Genomic DNA, 15,844 nt, shown 5'->3' with positions numbered 1-15,844 from the left:
AGAACTGGGAAAACCTCTTCTTTAAAATATTTACCCTCCAAAGTTGGAGCAAATCTGATTCCCTTGCTAGTGGATTTACAGGGTGCAGCTTCAGCCACAACCCTGAAGGGATTAGCAGATAATTTGGTGTCGCAAATTCTGGAAGCTTCACGACGATTACCCCGGAAAATAGATTTACCTTACCCAGATTCCGCAACCAACGATCCATTTATTGCTTTGCAAAACTGGCTGGGACAAATAGAACGCAAGTTTCCCGGTAAGCGATTTCTCCTGTGTTTGGATGAATACGAGCGCCTGAGTGAAGTGGTAGAGGCGACAAATAGCAAAGTTCCCCTCAACTTCCTCCGCAATGTTTTACAACATCGTACCGCTTGGACTTTACTTTTCAGTGGCGCTCGTCAATTATCAGAACTACCCGATTATTGGAGTGACTATCTAATTAATACCCGTGCTTTACGGATGAGCTATCTGCAAGAATTAGAAGCGCGGGAGCTAATTATCGAGCCAGTGGAGGGGTTCCGCCAGATTTACGAGCCGGAAGCTGTAGATGAGATTATCCGCCTCACCCATTGCCAGCCATATTTAGTACAGTTAATGTGCTACGAAATAGTAGAATTACTGAATCGGGAAACTAGAGCAAATCGCCGAGATAATGATACAGTCACAGCTACCGCCCAGGACATTGAAACAGTAATTCCCATTGTACTCGAACGAGGCGATCAATATTTCCGGGAATTCTGGAGGAGCTTAACAGATGGCGATCGCAATTTACTATGGCGTGTATCACAAGATGAAGCACCTACATCTGCCGATAGTCCCGTTGTCAGAAAATTAGTCCGTAAAGAAATATTACAAGAAGACAGCGATCGCTGTTATTTCCAAGTCCCTTTAATCAAAAAATATTTACAATACCTATACCTAACGGGGGAGGAAGTATAAGAAAAATTAAGTTAATTTATGTAGTGTCCTATGGTTTTTTGACTAATTAGATACAGACAGAATTAAGTCTTTACCATAGTCAATAATTAAGCATCTATACCCGCTTTATCTGGAAAAAGTAGGTTTTTTAACCTGATTGGGGCAATATTATGTTTCATAATATACAAGGAATCAGCAATTAAAAAATCAATTAATGATAAAATATCTTAATTCATAAATCATTAAGCATAAGTTAAGCTAAGTTTAAAATGTATATTTAATTACTTTTTCACTCACATAGCACAGAAAAAGATTGATTGGCAAATTTATCAACTAGTACAAGCAAAGGTTGTAGGTGAGCTCTGGAGATTTCTATTGTTTCGAGGCGGTTAATACCTTGCGAAAGATAACCTTATCATCTCCTGCATTGTAAAATTCACGGATTCGCGCTTCTTCCTCATACCCCTGTTTGCGGTAAAATGCCCGTGTACGCTCCAAATTTGGCATTCCAGAAGTTTCCACAAGTAAAATGCGCTCGCCCCGTGTCGTCAAAGCTTGTTCCACATGGCGTAGTAGTTTCGTTCCGTACCCTTTCCCTTGATGTTGGGGATGGACAGCAATAAAATACAGATTCCATGTTCCATTAGCATAAGGCTCAGGTGCGTAGTACGCAACCCCCACCGGGTTAGTATCAGCGTAGGTGATCCAAAAATTATCTTTGCCAAGGTTACCATCAAAGTATTCTGTCAACATCCCGCCAAGTTCCTCCAACTCTTGCGGTTGAAATAGACCGATAGCCTCAGCGATCGCCATTAGAGCTTTCTTGTCATTGGGTGTAGCGGGTCGAATCATGATGAAGTAATAAGTAAGAAGTAAAAAGTAAGAAGTAAGAAATAATAAGTTTATTTTGATTTGAGTTTGTTTATTGTGCTAATCAAAATTTTTATTATTTCAGTAATTTCTTGTTGCATGAGAGATAATTTTTGTTCAGAAACTAGCTCAGATTTAATCATTATTTTAATCCAGTATTGCGTTTCCGAAGCTTCTTTTAAGGCAATCGAATATTTGGATATATAATCATTTGTTGATTGAGCATAGATAGCTTCAGCACAATTAGCTCCAATCGATGTACCACTTCTCAAAAATTGTTTAGCTAATATTTTCCCAGCATCATCAAAATTTCTTTGACTCAATTCACTATAAGCTTTGATAACACGAATAGCAAAATTTTCAGTTCTTTGTTGAATACTAATCCAAGAATTACTCATTATTTATTATTTCTTACTTATTATTTATTATTTATTACTTATTACTTATTACTTAAAAAAGCGATAGAGCATATACCCTACCGCTTAATAGTTGATTAATTATGATGAAATTAACAGATGGGAGCCAATAGTTGCTTATTCAACTCCAGGGGTTAATAATTCTTTCCTTTCCTGTGCTCTCACGGTAATATTATTATCCTCATCCACATCCACGAAGGCTGTATCACCATCTTTAATTCGACCCGAAAGGATTTCTTCTGCTAGACTATCTTCCAGTAAGCGCATAATTGCTCGACGCAATGGTCTTGCACCATAACTGGGATTATAACCTTCTTGTAGCAGACGCTCCTTGAAGCGATCGCTGACTTCCAGAGAAATTCCTTTTTCGGTGAGACGACCAAATACTTCCTTGAGCATGATGTCGGCGATTTGTGTCACCTCTTCCTTGTTCAATTGACGGAAGACGATAATCTCATCTAAACGGTTGAGGAATTCAGGACGGAAGACACTCTTCAGCTCTTCATTTACCAAGGACTTAATCCGGTTGTACTGAGATTCGCTTTCATTGTCAGCAAACTCGAAACCAATACCACCACCACCTTTCTCAATCACCTTGGAACCAATGTTGGAAGTCAAGATTAATAAGGTGTTTTTGAAGTCCACGGTACGACCCTTGGCATCCGTTAACCTACCGTCTTCTAAGATTTGCAGCAGCATATTAAACACATCGGGGTGTGCTTTCTCGATTTCGTCGAATAATACTACTGTGTAGGGACGGCGGCGCACAGCTTCTGTTAATTGACCACCTTCGTTGTAGCCTACATAACCAGGAGGTGAACCGATCAACTTAGATACGGTGTGACGCTCCATGTATTCAGACATATCTAGGCGAATCATGGCTTCTTCAGAACCGAAGAAGTAAGAAGCTAATGCCTTGGTTAACTCAGTTTTACCAACCCCGGTAGGACCGGAGAAAATAAAGCTAGCAATGGGTCGGTTGGGATTCTTCAAGCCGACACGAGCGCGACGGATAGCGCGGGAAACTGCCTTAACTGCATCTTCCTGACCGATGAGTCGCTGGTGCAAGGTATCTTCCATGTGCAGCAGCTTTTCGGATTCGGACTCTGTGAGTTTATTCACAGGTACGCCAGTCCAAGAAGCGACGATGTGGGCAATATCTTCTTCCGTAACTACCGGTTCATCACCATCAGTTTTGTTAGAGTTAGACTTGCTTTGAGCGATCGCTTTTATTTCAGCTTTAATTTCCATTTCCCGATCGCGCAATTCCCCAGCCTTATCAAAGTCTTGGGAACGTACTGCATCATCTTTTTCTTTCAAAATTTGACGCAATTCCTTGTCTAATTCCTTCGCTGCTGGTGGCAGTTGGGAGTTAATTAAACGCACGCGGGAACCGGCTTCATCAATTAAATCAATTGCTTTATCCGGTAAATAACGGTCACTAATATAACGGTCTGACAACTTTGCGGCTGCGACTAGAGATTCATCAGAAATTTTTAATTTATGATGTTGCTCATAGCGTTCGCGCAGACCATATAAGATTTCTATGGTTTCATCTACAGATGGCTCACCCACCATTACTGGTTGGAAACGACGTTCTAGAGCTGCATCCCGCTCAATGTGTTTGCGGTATTCATCTAGGGTGGTAGCACCGATACATTGCAATTCACCCCTCGCCAAAGCTGGCTTGAGGATATTTGCCGCATCAATGGCACCTTCCGCCGCACCTGCACCAATTAAGGTGTGAACCTCATCAATTACTAAAATTACATTTCCCGCCTGACGAATTTCATCCATGATCTTCTTCAGACGTTCTTCAAATTCACCTCTGTATTTGGTTCCTGCAACCAGTAAACCTATGTCCAGAGTTACTACACGTTTTTCTTCTAAGATGTCGGGGACATCCTTATTAGAAATCCTTTGTGCTAAACCTTCTGCGATCGCAGTTTTACCAACCCCTGGTTCCCCGATGAGAACAGGATTATTTTTAGTACGGCGACCGAGAATTTGAATCACTCGTTCAATTTCCTTGGCGCGTCCCACTACTGGGTCAAGCTTGCCGTCAGCTGCTAATTGGGTTAGGTTAGAACCAAATTCATCCAGTGTGGGAGTCTTATTGCCGCGAGTTGAGCCACCGGTACTCACCTCCGCCGTTTCTCCCAACATCCGAATTACCTGGGTTCTCACCTTAGATAAATCCACACCCAAATTTTCTAGCACTCTGGCTGCTACACCTTCACCTTCTCGGATCAGACCCAACAGCAGATGCTCGGTGCCAATGTAATTGTGCCCCAGCTGGCGTGCTTCCTCCAAGGATAGCTCCAAAACTCGCTTTGCCCGTGGCGTAAACGGAATTTCCACGGCAACAAAGCCTGAGCCTCGACCTATGATCTTTTCGACTTCAATCCGAGCGTCTTTGAGATTGACACCCATAGATTTCAGTACTTTAGCCGCCACTCCGGTACCTTCTCCAATTAGACCCAAGAGGATCTGTTCGGTACCTACGAAGTTATGACCCAGGCGGCGTGCCTCTTCCTGGGCTAACATAATCACCTTAATGGCTTTTTCTGTGAAGCGTTCAAACATGGCATTTATCCCATCACCTGCGTCGTGCCGGTAAGCTGATTTTAGCACAGGCTAATTTGAGCGATCCCTGTATAAATATACAGATATCCCCCAACATACGGGAATGTATTGGTATTTCCTTAATTATTTTTTACTTTTTCTGATTCAGTGTACTGAGTCAATCACGTCCCATATTTTTTCCTACTGACTCAAATCCATAGAGGACTAGATGTTCAGGTTTTGAGGAGTTATTCAAACAACCAAACAATAACTAATACCATAAAATACATATTACGTCAATGTTATTCTGAACAGTATGATATTTTTTTATAGTTAAAGAAATTATAAATATAAAATTCAATCATTGAATCCCAACACTGATAGGTAAAAAACATAATCTTACTTAAAGTAAAATTACAATAATTATCAAAAATCATATTCAGGCAAAATGTAATGTAACTTCCTTAACATTCTGCTCAACTCAGAGGCAAAATAATCTTTTTGAGTAAAAATACTTAAGGGAGAGGTGTAGGGAATAATGTGAATTGTGGGTTAACACTTATTAACCGAAGGAAGTAGCCAGAAGGAAGTAGCCAGAAGGAAGTCCCAATGAAAAAATTTTTCACCACCAATTATCTAAGGAGAATTTTTCCTTCCCCTAACACCCGACTCCCGACTCCCAACTCCCGACTCCCAACACCCAACACCCTCTTGTCCCGTCACTCCTGAAAAAAACTGAGGCGATCGCAAATCATGGTATACCATTGAGCTAAAGTTGTCTGGAATTGTGGTTGTTGCATACCACTCAGCCATAATATTAGGGCATCTTCACCATTATCTTGGTAGTAATTGGGTCGCTTTCCCGCTCTTTTGAAGCCAAATTTTTGATATAAAGAGATTGCCGGGGAGTTAGAAACTCTAACTTCCAGGGTGGCTCTTTCTAAACCGCGATCATAAGCGGATTTGAGCAAAAAATAAAGTATAGCCTGTCCTAATCCTTGATGGTGGTATTGGGGATTAACAGCTAAAATCGTCACGTGTGCTTCTTCTAAAATTGACCAAAAGCAACCCATTGCTAATAATTTTTCCGAAGACAGGGTAGAAAAAAGACCTAATAAGTCACAATAAGGACTATCTAACTCCCTTTGGTAGGTTTCCAAACTCCAAAGTCTGCCAAAACAGATTCTATCCAAAGTCACCACAGCATCTAGGTCTTCTGCTGTCACCGGTTTTAATTTGATATTTAATGTATTCACACTTGTTGGATAAGGTACAACCCATTTGTAAACTGGGAATCGGGATTCATTATTATGCCCATCATTTAAACAAGGACAAGCCTTTATAGTTATGGTATCGACTCACCCCCCTGAGACTCAAGATTCTGCGATTAAGTATTTACCAAAAGTAAGCAATAATCAGCCGAAGATTTCCCCTAATCAGCAACTTCTACCACTGACAGCCAAAGTTAATAGTAGAGATTGCCTAGAAATTGGAGGTTGTGATGTAACAACCTTAGTACAGAGATTTGGTTCACCTTTATATATTTTAGATGAAATTACCCTGAGAACTGCCTGTAGCCAATACAGAGATACATTTCAGCACTATTACCAGGGTGAATCCCAGGTGCTTTATGCTTCTAAAGCATGGAGTTGTGTGGCTGTTTGTGCGATCGCTGCATCAGAAGGTTTAGGAATTGATGTGGTATCTGGTGGAGAACTATACACTGCACTAACGGCGGGGGTCAGTCCAGAACTAATCTATTTCCATGGTAATAATAAATCCCTGGCAGAATTAGTTTTAGCCTTGGAATCTGGTTGCACAATAGTGGTGGATAACTGGTATGAGTTGACAACTCTAGTGGAATTAGCCACAGAGAAGTCTCTCAGTGGAATTCCCATTATGCTGCGGCTAACACCCGGTATTGAATGCCATACCCATGAATACATTCGCACGGGGCATTTAGATAGTAAATTTGGCTTCGACCCGAATGACTTGGATCAGCTATTTACTTTTGTGAACCAGCAATCAGTACTCAATTGTATCGGGTTACATGCCCATATTGGTTCCCAAATTTTTGAACGCCAACCCCACCGAGACTTAGCTGGGGTCATGGTGCAGTGGTTAAGTAAAGCTAGTGAATATGGTTTATCTGTAACCCAATTGAATGTTGGTGGTGGCTTAGGAATTAAGTATACTGAATCTGACGATCCCCCCAGCATTGAAGATTGGGCAAAACCCATTTGTGAAGTAGTACAAGAAGCTTGCACCGCAGCAAAATTACCCCTACCAAAATTACTATGCGAGCCAGGGCGATCGCTAATTGCCACTGCTTGTATTACAGCTTATACTATTGGATCATCAAAGGTTGTTCCTGATATCCGTACCTACGTAGCAGTGGATGGTGGTATGTCCGATAATCCCCGTCCTATTACCTACCAATCACTTTATTTATCAGTAGTTGCCAATCGGATGTCAGAACCCCTAACAGAAACTGTGACAGTGGCAGGTAAACACTGTGAATCAGGGGATATTGTGATTAAACATGCCCATTTACCAAAGACGGAACCAGGAGATGTTTTAGTAGTCATAGGGACTGGTGCCTACAATTACAGTATGGCATCTAACTACAATCGCCTGCCTCGACCAGCAGCAGTTATAGTGGCAAATGGCGAAGCCAATCTAATTTTGCAAAGGGAAACCTATCAAGACTTGATTGGAAAAGACTGCCTACCAGAAAGACTCAAAAGCTAGTAACAGATTGGTTATTATTTATTTTCATTTAATAAATAATAACCAATCACTAAACGACTAGTCAGGAATCATCGAAGTACTAAAGGCGAAAGCGTAAATCCAGATGTCATGGGGAATTGGTGGAAGCAATGGCTGATAACCTTTATCGGGTCGCAGTCCTTGCTATTGAAGGCTCTGGATATTGTATTGGTTCTGGTGCTCACTTATATGATGCTAATTTTGATCAATGAGCGCCGGACTTTATGGATGGTACGGGGATTTATTTTTTTAATGTTAGCCTCCGCACTTAGTGACCAATGGGAACTAGGTCTGCTCAAGTTTGTGCTTGATAAGTTAGTGGTTGGTTCTGCTGTAGCTATGGCTGTAGCTTTACAGTCAGAATTTCGTAGGTTTTTGGAACAATTAGGACGGGGTGAATATCGTCAGCTATTTCAACCATCTCGTTTGGTAATTCCCAAATCAGATAATGTGATAGATGAAATTGTGGACGCAGTCAAAGAACTTTCCAAAAGTCGTATTGGAGCTTTATTGATTATTGAAACCTCTGGTACGGTTGATGAGCGAGATTTTTCTGTGCCGGGAGTCAAGCTGAATGCAGAAGTTTCTAAAGAACTACTCCAAACAATTTTTCAACCTAAAACTTTATTACACGATGGAGCAACATTAATTCGTGGATCACGGATAGCAGCATCAGGTATAATTTTACCGCTTTCAGGACGCACTGCTTCGCGTCAATTAGGAACACGCCATCGAGCTGCTATGGGAATTACTGAGCGAGTCGAAAATTGCATTTGTGTGGTTGTATCTGAAGAAACAGGTTCTATTTCTTTAGCGGAAAGGGGAACCCTAAATAGACCACTGACTATCACGAAACTGAAAGAGTCTTTGGAGGCTCGATTTGCTCCCACTGTGGATCGGGAAGCGGTAGCACCTGGTTTATTCAGTTTGGGTCGTCAAATTCGTAGTCAGGTTCTAGCATTACTATCACGTTTACTCGGTTTATCATCGACCGCTTCGCGAGATAAAAAATGACAGTACAACAAAAAATTCAATTGCAATATTTACCCTCCGATTTAAAGCCAGAACTGCTACCCAAGCACGTAGCAGTAATTATGGATGGCAATGGTCGCTGGGCAAAACGTCAAGGATTACCTCGGATTATGGGTCATAAGCGGGGAGTAGATGCTTTAAAGGATTTGCTTCGCTGTTGTAAAGATTGGGGGGTTGAAGCATTAACAGCTTATGCCTTTTCCACGGAAAATTGGGGTAGACCACGAGAAGAAGTGGATTTTTTAATGACACTATTTCAGAAGGTTTTGCGCCAAGAATTAAGGGAAATGGTGCGGGAAAACGTACAAATTAAATTTGTCGGTAATTTAAACGATTTGCCATCTGCTCTCCAGACAGAAATTTCTCGTTCTATGGAAGAGACGAAAGATAATCGCAGTATCCGATTTACAATAGCAACAAATTATGGGGGTAGACAAGAAATTGTCCAGGCTTGCCATGCGATCGCTCAAAAAGTCGAACAAGGTTTACTCAAAGCCGATGAAATTGATGAAGCGACTTTTGAACGTCACCTGTATACAGCTGGTACTTGCGACCCAGATTTATTAATTCGTACTAGTGGAGAGGTGCGTCTCTCAAATTTTCTCCTCTGGCAAATGGCTTATTCAGAAATTTATATTACTGATACTCTCTGGCCTGATTTTGACCGTAGTGAGTTTCACCGCGCTTTGTCTACTTTCCAACAACGGCAACGTAGATTTGGCAAAGTTGTTTAAAAAGGAGTTAGGAGTGAAGGAGTGATGGAGTGATGGAGTGATGGTTGATGGTTGATAGTTGGGAGTTAAGATTTTTTATCTTTCCCTCTTTCCTTCCTTCCCTCTTTCCCTCTTTCCCTCCTTCCCTCCTCTTCTATGGTCCAGAAAAAACTGCTTGTTCTATATCTTGGCGAGTTAAAGAATATTTAAAAGCTCTTTGAATATCTTCTCCATCTTTCCCTGCTTGCAGGTATCTAACTACTATTTGTTCGATATCTAGGTAGAGCTCGGCTTGCCAAGAATCTCTCTTGAGGTACCAATAGTGGAGTTGTTTTTCGTCTTGCTGGCATCCCTGTGCTCTTAACCACTGCTCAATTTGTGGTAGAGGATGGCTATATAATGGTGTGTCTGGAGAAGGAAAAGTCATTTTAGTTATCAGTTATCAGTTATCAGTTATCAGTTATCAGTTACCCTATGAGCGACGGGTGAACGAAATTTTGGGTGGAATTTCTAGCTAAGTATCCAAAAAATCACTCCCCATACCTCCCACGCTCCTCACACTTTTTTCGCTCACCCATGAGTGACTGCGGGGGGCTTGTACCCAGTCTATTTTTTGCTCATAAGTTAAGTTAAAAGTCAAAATATTTATTAATTTTTATCGGAATTACTGCACTAGGAAGATTGCTGATTTGCTGTTGAATTGGGGGAGATGGGGTTAATTGAGTAGAAAATGCTGTATCTCCACGGGTTATACCAATAGCGATCGCTAATATTAAACAACCTACAAATGTCATCACTAAGGTAAATAAGGCAAAAATTTCACCGGCTGAGAGGGGGCGATCGCTAGCATCAAGGTAGGCTGATTTTGTCCAGTCATAGCCGGAAGCAGCTGGGTGATTAGGACTAGGAGGTGTTTGAATTACTCCAAACCGGGAATACCCGATTTTCAGGTCGTAGGTTTGTCGTCTTTCTGGATTACTCAGAGTGGCATAAGCTTCATTGAGTTGCTGAAATTTGACGGTAGCTGTACTAGCAGATAACTCTGTAGTATCTGGATGATAGCGTTTGCTTAATTCCCTATAGGCGCGACGAATTTCAATTACCGATGCTGATGGATGTAATCCTAACAGGGTGTAGTAAGTGGGTTTACTGCGAGACGGCATTGCCCCATTCTCATTCACGGGTGTTTTACTTCAACTTACAATTAACTTTGTGTTTATATCTTAAACTTACCAGCTATTCAATCTTCACAATCCAAAATCTAAAATCTAAAATCTAAAATTGTATTACGTCATTCTCTTCCCAATAACTTCGTCAATACGAGTTTGCACAGCATCAGCCACAGCTGGTATTTCTGCTTCTGGAATTTGCCAGAGTTTGGTAATTAGCCAGGAAGGGACGGGACTTATAAGCATATGACAGCGACCGCAAAGAACAATTAAATTGGATAATTCATTACTACCACCTTGACTTCTAGGAATAATATGATGCACTTGTGCGCTATTTTCTTTGCCACATACTTGGCATTGTCGATGATCCCTTGCTAATACTTCTTGCCTAATTTCTCGCCAATTTTTCATCGCTAAAATAATTAGAGTAAATCTGCACGGGGTTTAAAGGTTTCAATGTTGCGTATTTTCTCGTATAGTTCCTTCTCTTCGATACTAATGTTTTTTGGTGTTACTATTTGAATTTCCACGAGTTGATCTCCTCGTTGACCGCGATCGCTGGGATAGCCTTTACCGGAAAGACGCAATCTTTGCCCGGATCTAACTCCTGGAGGTATGCTCATTTTCACTAATCCATCTAGGGTAGGTGCTTCTACCTGTCCCCCCAATACCGCTTCACTAGGAGTAATGGGAATCTGGCAGTATATATCCGCACCTTCTATTTTAAATATTGGATGAGGATTAACAGTAATTTTCAAGTATAAACTACCACCTCCTATACCCTGTTCCCGCAAGCGAATGGTCTGACCTGTGACCATACCAGGAGGCATATTTACTTCTAGCGATCGCCCATCTTCTAAACGAATACGTTCTAAACCACCTTGATATGCTTTTTCCAGAGGTAAGGTTAACCTGGCTTCAATGTCCCGACGGGTGGAGCGAGGAACTGTGTATTGTACTTTTGATTTGGAGGTGCGAAACGGGTCTTTTGGTGCACTATTAGCATTTGTAGAGTTTCTGGTGTCTTTGCGAGTTCCAACACCTACAACTTGATTTATAAAGCTTTCAAAGTCAGAAAATTCGCTGGGGTCTACATCTGAAGTTTCTGAGGGACTACTAGTACGATTTCCCCAAGGTTTGTTTTTGGGTGATTGTTTGTTGTTAAAACCCTTTTGTTTCCAAAAGCTACCGATTCGATCATATTGCGAACGCCTGGTATTATCGGAAAGCACTTCATATGCTTCACCAATTGCCTTAAATTTTTCCTCTGCTTCCTTATTTCCGGGATTGAGGTCTGGGTGGTACTGTCTAGCTAAACGCCGATAATTTTTTTTTATATCTTCGCTGGATGCATCTTTTGATACTCCCAAAATTTCATAATAATCGCGAAAGTTACGCAAATTTTGCTGCATAGTTGAGTAATTTTATGGAGATTAGTTTTATCTGCCCTTCTGCCTTCTAAGCAGGGGGCAGGGAGCAGGGAGCAAGGAGCAGGGAGCAGGGGTGAAGGAAAAATTATATTTAGATAATTGATGGTGAAAATTACTTTTCATCGGGACTGCCTCCTGACTTCTGCCTTCTTCAAAGCCAATCATCGTCATCATCATCCCAATTATCTTGATAGGTTGGACGAGGCGGTTTACGATTAGATTTTTTTTCATAGGGGGAGCGACTATCCCTACCATAGTCGCTGCGATCGCGTTCATATTCTCGATCCCTACCGTAATTTTTGCCATAGCTGTCTCTACCATAGCTATCTTGATAGTTATCTTGACCATAGCTTCTTTTATCATAGTCACCGCGATCGCGTTCATAGCCAGTTTCTCTACTACTTTGTCTACTATAGTCATCTTGACCATAGCTTCTGCTACCATAGTTGCTGCGATCGCGTCCGTATTCCCAGTCAGAGTAGTTGCGATCGCGGTATGAATCCCGTTCTTTTTCTCTATCCCCGTCGCCGATAAAGATGTCGCGGATGGTACCAAATAAATCGTCTTCTTCGTCGTCAGAATAATATTCCCGTACTTCTCGATTGAGGTTGTACAAGGCATCTTGTAGATCGGCATATGCTTGATCGATGCCGCGATCATCTTTTTCCTGTAAACTTTGACGCAACTCCCGGCAAATACGATCAATTCGTTGACGATGGTTACGGGCAAATCCCATACCAAAATCTAGAGCGACTTCCCGGAGTTGTCTTTCTGACTGTAAAATCAATGCTTCGGCACGGGTGCGTTTTTCTACCCGTTCTTTGCGTTCTCTATCGATGTCAGCATATTTTTCTGCTTCCCGAATAGCTTCTTTAATTTCCCCTTCACTCAAATTAGAAGCACCTTGAATGGTAATACTTTGCTCCCTACCTGTGGTTCTATCCAGTGCCGTTACCTGTAAAATTCCATTGGCATCAATATCAAATGATACTTGGATTTGGGGAATACCTCTGGGTGCGGGAGGAATGCCATATAACTTAAATCTTCCTAGGGATTTATTATCTGCTGCCATTTCTCTCTCACCCTGGACAATATGAATTTCCACGGTGTTTTGGTTATTTTCGGAGGTGGAGAAAATATCAGAGCGACGTACGGGAATAGTGGTATTCCGAGGAATCAGTTTTTTCATCAGCCCACCAATGGTTTCTAACCCTACTGATAGGGGAGTAACATCCAATAACAGCACATCCTTAAATTCCCCAGCCAGAATCCCCGCTTGAATGGCTGCGCCCACCCCTACTACTTCATCGGGGTTCACATTTTGGTTTGGTTCCAACCCGATAATGGCTCCGACTATTTGCTCTACCATTGGCATTCTAGTAGAACCACCCACCAAAACCACTTCATCAATATCTTGGGGAGATAAACCTGCATCTCTGAGCGCCCTTTTGACAGGTGTCCGTAATCGTCCTAATAGATCCCCACACAAACCTTCAAATTGAGAGCGAGTCAGGCGGGTTTCCAGGTGCTTGGGGCCATCTTCCGTGGCAGTGATAAAAGGTAAATTAATATCAGTGACACTGACTGCTGAAAGCTCAATTTTCGCCTTTTCTGCTGCTTCCATTAAACGTTGTAAAGCTTGGCGATCGCGTCTTAAGTCTACCCCTTCAGCTTCTAAAAATTGTTCTGCCAGCCAATCAACTACTCTTTTGTCAAAATCATTACCACCAAGCTGAGTATCTCCACTAGTAGCTTTAACTTCAAAAACCCCGTCACCTACGTCTAGAATAGATACATCAAAAGTTCCACCGCCCAAGTCAAATACGAGGATTGTTTCATTATTTGCTTTATCTAATCCGTAAGCCAGAGATGCTGCAGTTGGTTCATTGAGAATTCGCAGTACTTCCAACCCAGCAATTCTGCCAGCATCTCGCGTCGCTTGGCGTTGGGAATCATTAAAATAGGCGGGGACGGTAATTACTGCTCCTGTTACTGGCTCCCCCAAATATTTACTGGCATCTTCGGCTAATTTTTTGAGAATCATAGCCGCAATTTCTTCCGGGGCAAAATCTCGGTTTAGTCGGGGACAGGGGATTTTAATATTACCGACTTCATCTTTGCGGATGGTGTAGGGTATTCGCTTTGACTCTGGACTAAGTTCGGCATATTTACGCCCCATGAAGCGTTTAATGGCAAAAAAGGTATTTTGAGGGTTGAGGACAGTTTGTCGCCGAGCCATTTGTCCTACAACCCTTTCCCCATCCTTACTAAAACCCACCACAGACGGAGTAGTTCGCATACCTTCTGCATTGGCAATAACCATCGGCTTGCCACCTTCCATCACGGCGACTACTGAGTTAGTTGTACCCAAGTCGATGCCTACTACCTTACCCATGCGTTGCCTTTCTCCTATATCTTTAAAACTTATAAATTATTTGTTTTGCTTACAAGTAATGCTTGATTTATTGTATCTTGCAGTTGAAAAATACACGTTCATTCCATTTTGGATTTTGGATTTTGCGGAAAGTTACCAGGGAGAACCAGGGTTGTAGACAGTAAAATGCTGGGTGCGCTTGTGGTTTTTCTAGTATGTCGCCATTATTTTAATTGGGAATTAGTAGAATTTGTGAACTTAAAAAATCAGCTAGAAGCTCATCTGACTCAAATCATACGAGAGCGGGATCCTTATCTGGCAACTGCTGGACATTTCTTTGTTCAAGAATACATTCGCCAAGAATTGTCACAATGGGGAAGTGTGGAAATCCACACCTTCATGGTTGGTAGCAAAACCTGTAAGAATCTGATTTTGAATTTACCTCCCCAAGCTGAGTTTGCCAAGGGTAATTTCTCCCCAATTCTCATTGGTGCCCATTATGATGCGGTACCGGGAACAAAAGGTGCGGATGATAATGCTACTGGGGTGGCGGTATTATTGGAATTAGCTAGAATGTTTGCGGTTGAGCCTATTAGATATCCATTGCAACTAGTGGCATTTGATATGGAAGAGTATGGCTTGCTTGGTAGTATTGAATATGCAAATAAATTAAAGCAAGAACAGCAGCCTTTACGGTTGATGATTTCTTTGGAAATGTTGGGTTATTGTGATTCTCGTCCTCACTCTCAAAATTATCCCCGTCCCTTAGAACTTTTTTATCCCAATTGTGGTAATTTTATTGCTTTAATTGGCAATTGGCGGACACTGGGGGATTTAATTGGCATTAGTCGTCATATTCGTAAAGTTGGTGTGGCGAGTCAGTGGTTACCTGTTCCCAACGGAGGTAAGATAGTTCCGGAGACACGCAGAAGTGACCATGCACCATTTTGGGATGCGGGTTATCCAGCAATTATGGTTACAGATACGGCGAATATGCGGAATCCCCATTATCATCAGCCGAGCGATACAATGGCGACTTTGGATTTAGATTTTTTGACGGGGGTTTGTTTGGGTTTAGAAAAGGGTATTCGGCGATTGTAGATTGAGAGAACTCCAGAAAAGATAATATAGTTGTTCCAATTTATTTCCCTAGTCGGAGCAGGGAGCAGGGAGCAGAAATTAAATAGTAATCCTATATGTAGTAATACGCATATACGTTAAGACATTGTTGAAGGCTCAAACCTATGAGCAGTATACTTATTACTTATTACTTATTACTCCCGGTTCGCCTATTTGAAATTGAGTTAGAAAAAAGCTGAACGATTTAATCGGGGTTCTAGCCTGTGATTCAAATGTACTTTCGTCCCAACCTTGTGCGATCGCATAAAAATAGAGTTTTAAAAGCGGGGTGTTAGTTCAAGCTCAATATTAAGCAAGTTCCTAGAACCATTACCAAACTTAGATTCTATGTTTTTGGGCAATTTCTTGAACTCCAAAAAAAATGAGCGAACCGGGAGTTATTACTTATTACTTATTACTTGCGCCTAGCACTATAAAACGCGATCGCAATTCAAAATCTCATCACCAT

Annotated in this window: 13 protein-coding genes and 1 pseudogene; 5 read left to right on the top strand and 9 right to left on the bottom strand. The window is 41.6% G+C overall.

Translation table 11 applies throughout. The annotated features are described in order from the left end of the window. Positions 1 to 939 (top strand): annotated as a pseudogene (locus tag CALSC_RS26370) (AAA family ATPase); the annotation flags it as partial. A gap of 351 nt (positions 940 to 1,290) precedes the next feature. Here CALSC_RS26370 and CALSC_RS08615 read toward each other — a convergent pair. From CALSC_RS08615 to rimI, 4 genes are all read right to left on the bottom strand, one after another. Next, a complete protein-coding gene (locus CALSC_RS08615) occupies positions 1,291 to 1,770 on the bottom strand; it encodes a GNAT family N-acetyltransferase (protein ID WP_088240959.1) in 480 nt (159 codons plus the stop codon). Between the two features lie 50 nt (positions 1,771 to 1,820). Continuing rightward, on the bottom strand, positions 1,821 to 2,186 hold the full coding sequence (locus tag CALSC_RS08610) for a four helix bundle protein (RefSeq protein WP_088240958.1): 366 nt from the start codon (positions 2,184 to 2,186) through the stop codon (positions 1,821 to 1,823). A 135-nt stretch (positions 2,187 to 2,321) separates the two neighbouring features. After that, entirely contained in the window at positions 2,322 to 4,790 is a 2,469-nt protein-coding gene (locus tag CALSC_RS08605) for an ATP-dependent Clp protease ATP-binding subunit (RefSeq protein ID WP_088240957.1), read from the bottom strand. 698 nt (positions 4,791 to 5,488) lie between these two features. Continuing rightward, positions 5,489 to 5,995, bottom strand: coding sequence for a ribosomal protein S18-alanine N-acetyltransferase (rimI, locus tag CALSC_RS08600; protein WP_407641896.1), 507 nt, complete (start codon positions 5,993 to 5,995; stop codon positions 5,489 to 5,491). A gap of 121 nt (positions 5,996 to 6,116) precedes the next feature. On the opposite strand from rimI, the gene lysA reads away from it, so the two are divergent. The 3 genes from lysA (at position 6,117) to CALSC_RS08585 (ending at position 9,304) form a co-directional block, all read left to right on the top strand. After that, complete coding sequence (gene lysA, locus CALSC_RS08595) at positions 6,117 to 7,520, top strand: diaminopimelate decarboxylase (RefSeq protein ID WP_088240955.1); 1,404 nt, start codon at positions 6,117 to 6,119, stop codon at positions 7,518 to 7,520. Between the two features lie 108 nt (positions 7,521 to 7,628). Continuing rightward, entirely contained in the window at positions 7,629 to 8,552 is a 924-nt protein-coding gene (gene cdaA, locus CALSC_RS08590; protein WP_088240954.1) for a diadenylate cyclase CdaA, read from the top strand. Then, positions 8,549 to 9,304, top strand: coding sequence for an isoprenyl transferase (locus tag CALSC_RS08585; protein ID WP_088240953.1), 756 nt, complete (start codon positions 8,549 to 8,551; stop codon positions 9,302 to 9,304). Before cdaA ends, CALSC_RS08585 begins: the two co-directional genes overlap by 4 nt. A gap of 133 nt (positions 9,305 to 9,437) precedes the next feature. On the opposite strand, the gene CALSC_RS08580 is transcribed toward CALSC_RS08585, so the two are convergent. From CALSC_RS08580 to dnaK, 5 genes are all read right to left on the bottom strand, one after another. Then, positions 9,438 to 9,710: a DUF3143 domain-containing protein gene (locus tag CALSC_RS08580; protein ID WP_088240952.1), complete on the bottom strand. Its 273-nt coding sequence runs from the start codon at positions 9,708 to 9,710 to the stop codon at positions 9,438 to 9,440. 202 nt (positions 9,711 to 9,912) lie between these two features. Beyond that, positions 9,913 to 10,446, bottom strand: coding sequence for a J domain-containing protein (locus CALSC_RS08575; protein WP_088240951.1), 534 nt, complete (start codon positions 10,444 to 10,446; stop codon positions 9,913 to 9,915). 123 nt (positions 10,447 to 10,569) lie between these two features. Further along, positions 10,570 to 10,863, bottom strand: a complete 294-nt coding sequence (locus CALSC_RS08570; protein WP_088240950.1) for an HNH endonuclease — start codon at positions 10,861 to 10,863, stop codon at positions 10,570 to 10,572. 11 nt (positions 10,864 to 10,874) lie between these two features. Further along, on the bottom strand, positions 10,875 to 11,864 hold the full coding sequence (locus tag CALSC_RS08565) for a DnaJ C-terminal domain-containing protein (protein WP_088240949.1): 990 nt from the start codon (positions 11,862 to 11,864) through the stop codon (positions 10,875 to 10,877). Positions 11,865 to 12,033: 169 nt separating this feature from the next. Next, positions 12,034 to 14,277, bottom strand: coding sequence for a molecular chaperone DnaK (gene dnaK, locus CALSC_RS08560; protein WP_088240948.1), 2,244 nt, complete (start codon positions 14,275 to 14,277; stop codon positions 12,034 to 12,036). A 231-nt stretch (positions 14,278 to 14,508) separates the two neighbouring features. Between dnaK and CALSC_RS08555 the strand changes: the two genes are divergently transcribed. Then, entirely contained in the window at positions 14,509 to 15,357 is an 849-nt protein-coding gene (locus CALSC_RS08555; protein WP_088240960.1) for a M28 family peptidase, read from the top strand. Positions 15,358 to 15,844 lie beyond the last annotated feature (487 nt).

Source organism: Calothrix rhizosoleniae SC01 (assembly GCF_900185595.1).
GTDB lineage: Bacteria > Cyanobacteriota > Cyanobacteriia > Cyanobacteriales > Nostocaceae > Calothrix_A > Calothrix_A rhizosoleniae.
Note: the sequence above shows the minus strand (reverse complement) of the source record. Positions and strands in the feature narration are given on the sequence as shown.

Coding starts and splice junctions, on each gene's coding strand:
- CALSC_RS08615 (WP_088240959.1), bottom strand. CDS start 1,770: ATGATTCGACCCGCTACACCCAATGACAAGAAAGCTCTAATGGCGATC.
- CALSC_RS08610 (WP_088240958.1), bottom strand. CDS start 2,186: ATGAGTAATTCTTGGATTAGTATTCAACAAAGAACTGAAAATTTTGCT.
- CALSC_RS08605 (WP_088240957.1), bottom strand. CDS start 4,790: ATGTTTGAACGCTTCACAGAAAAAGCCATTAAGGTGATTATGTTAGCC.
- lysA (WP_088240955.1), top strand. CDS start 6,117: ATGGTATCGACTCACCCCCCTGAGACTCAAGATTCTGCGATTAAGTAT.
- cdaA (WP_088240954.1), top strand. CDS start 7,629: ATGGGGAATTGGTGGAAGCAATGGCTGATAACCTTTATCGGGTCGCAG.
- CALSC_RS08585 (WP_088240953.1), top strand. CDS start 8,549: ATGACAGTACAACAAAAAATTCAATTGCAATATTTACCCTCCGATTTA.
- CALSC_RS08580 (WP_088240952.1), bottom strand. CDS start 9,710: ATGACTTTTCCTTCTCCAGACACACCATTATATAGCCATCCTCTACCA.
- CALSC_RS08575 (WP_088240951.1), bottom strand. CDS start 10,446: ATGCCGTCTCGCAGTAAACCCACTTACTACACCCTGTTAGGATTACAT.
- CALSC_RS08570 (WP_088240950.1), bottom strand. CDS start 10,863: ATGAAAAATTGGCGAGAAATTAGGCAAGAAGTATTAGCAAGGGATCAT.
- CALSC_RS08565 (WP_088240949.1), bottom strand. CDS start 11,864: ATGCAGCAAAATTTGCGTAACTTTCGCGATTATTATGAAATTTTGGGA.
- dnaK (WP_088240948.1), bottom strand. CDS start 14,277: ATGGGTAAGGTAGTAGGCATCGACTTGGGTACAACTAACTCAGTAGTC.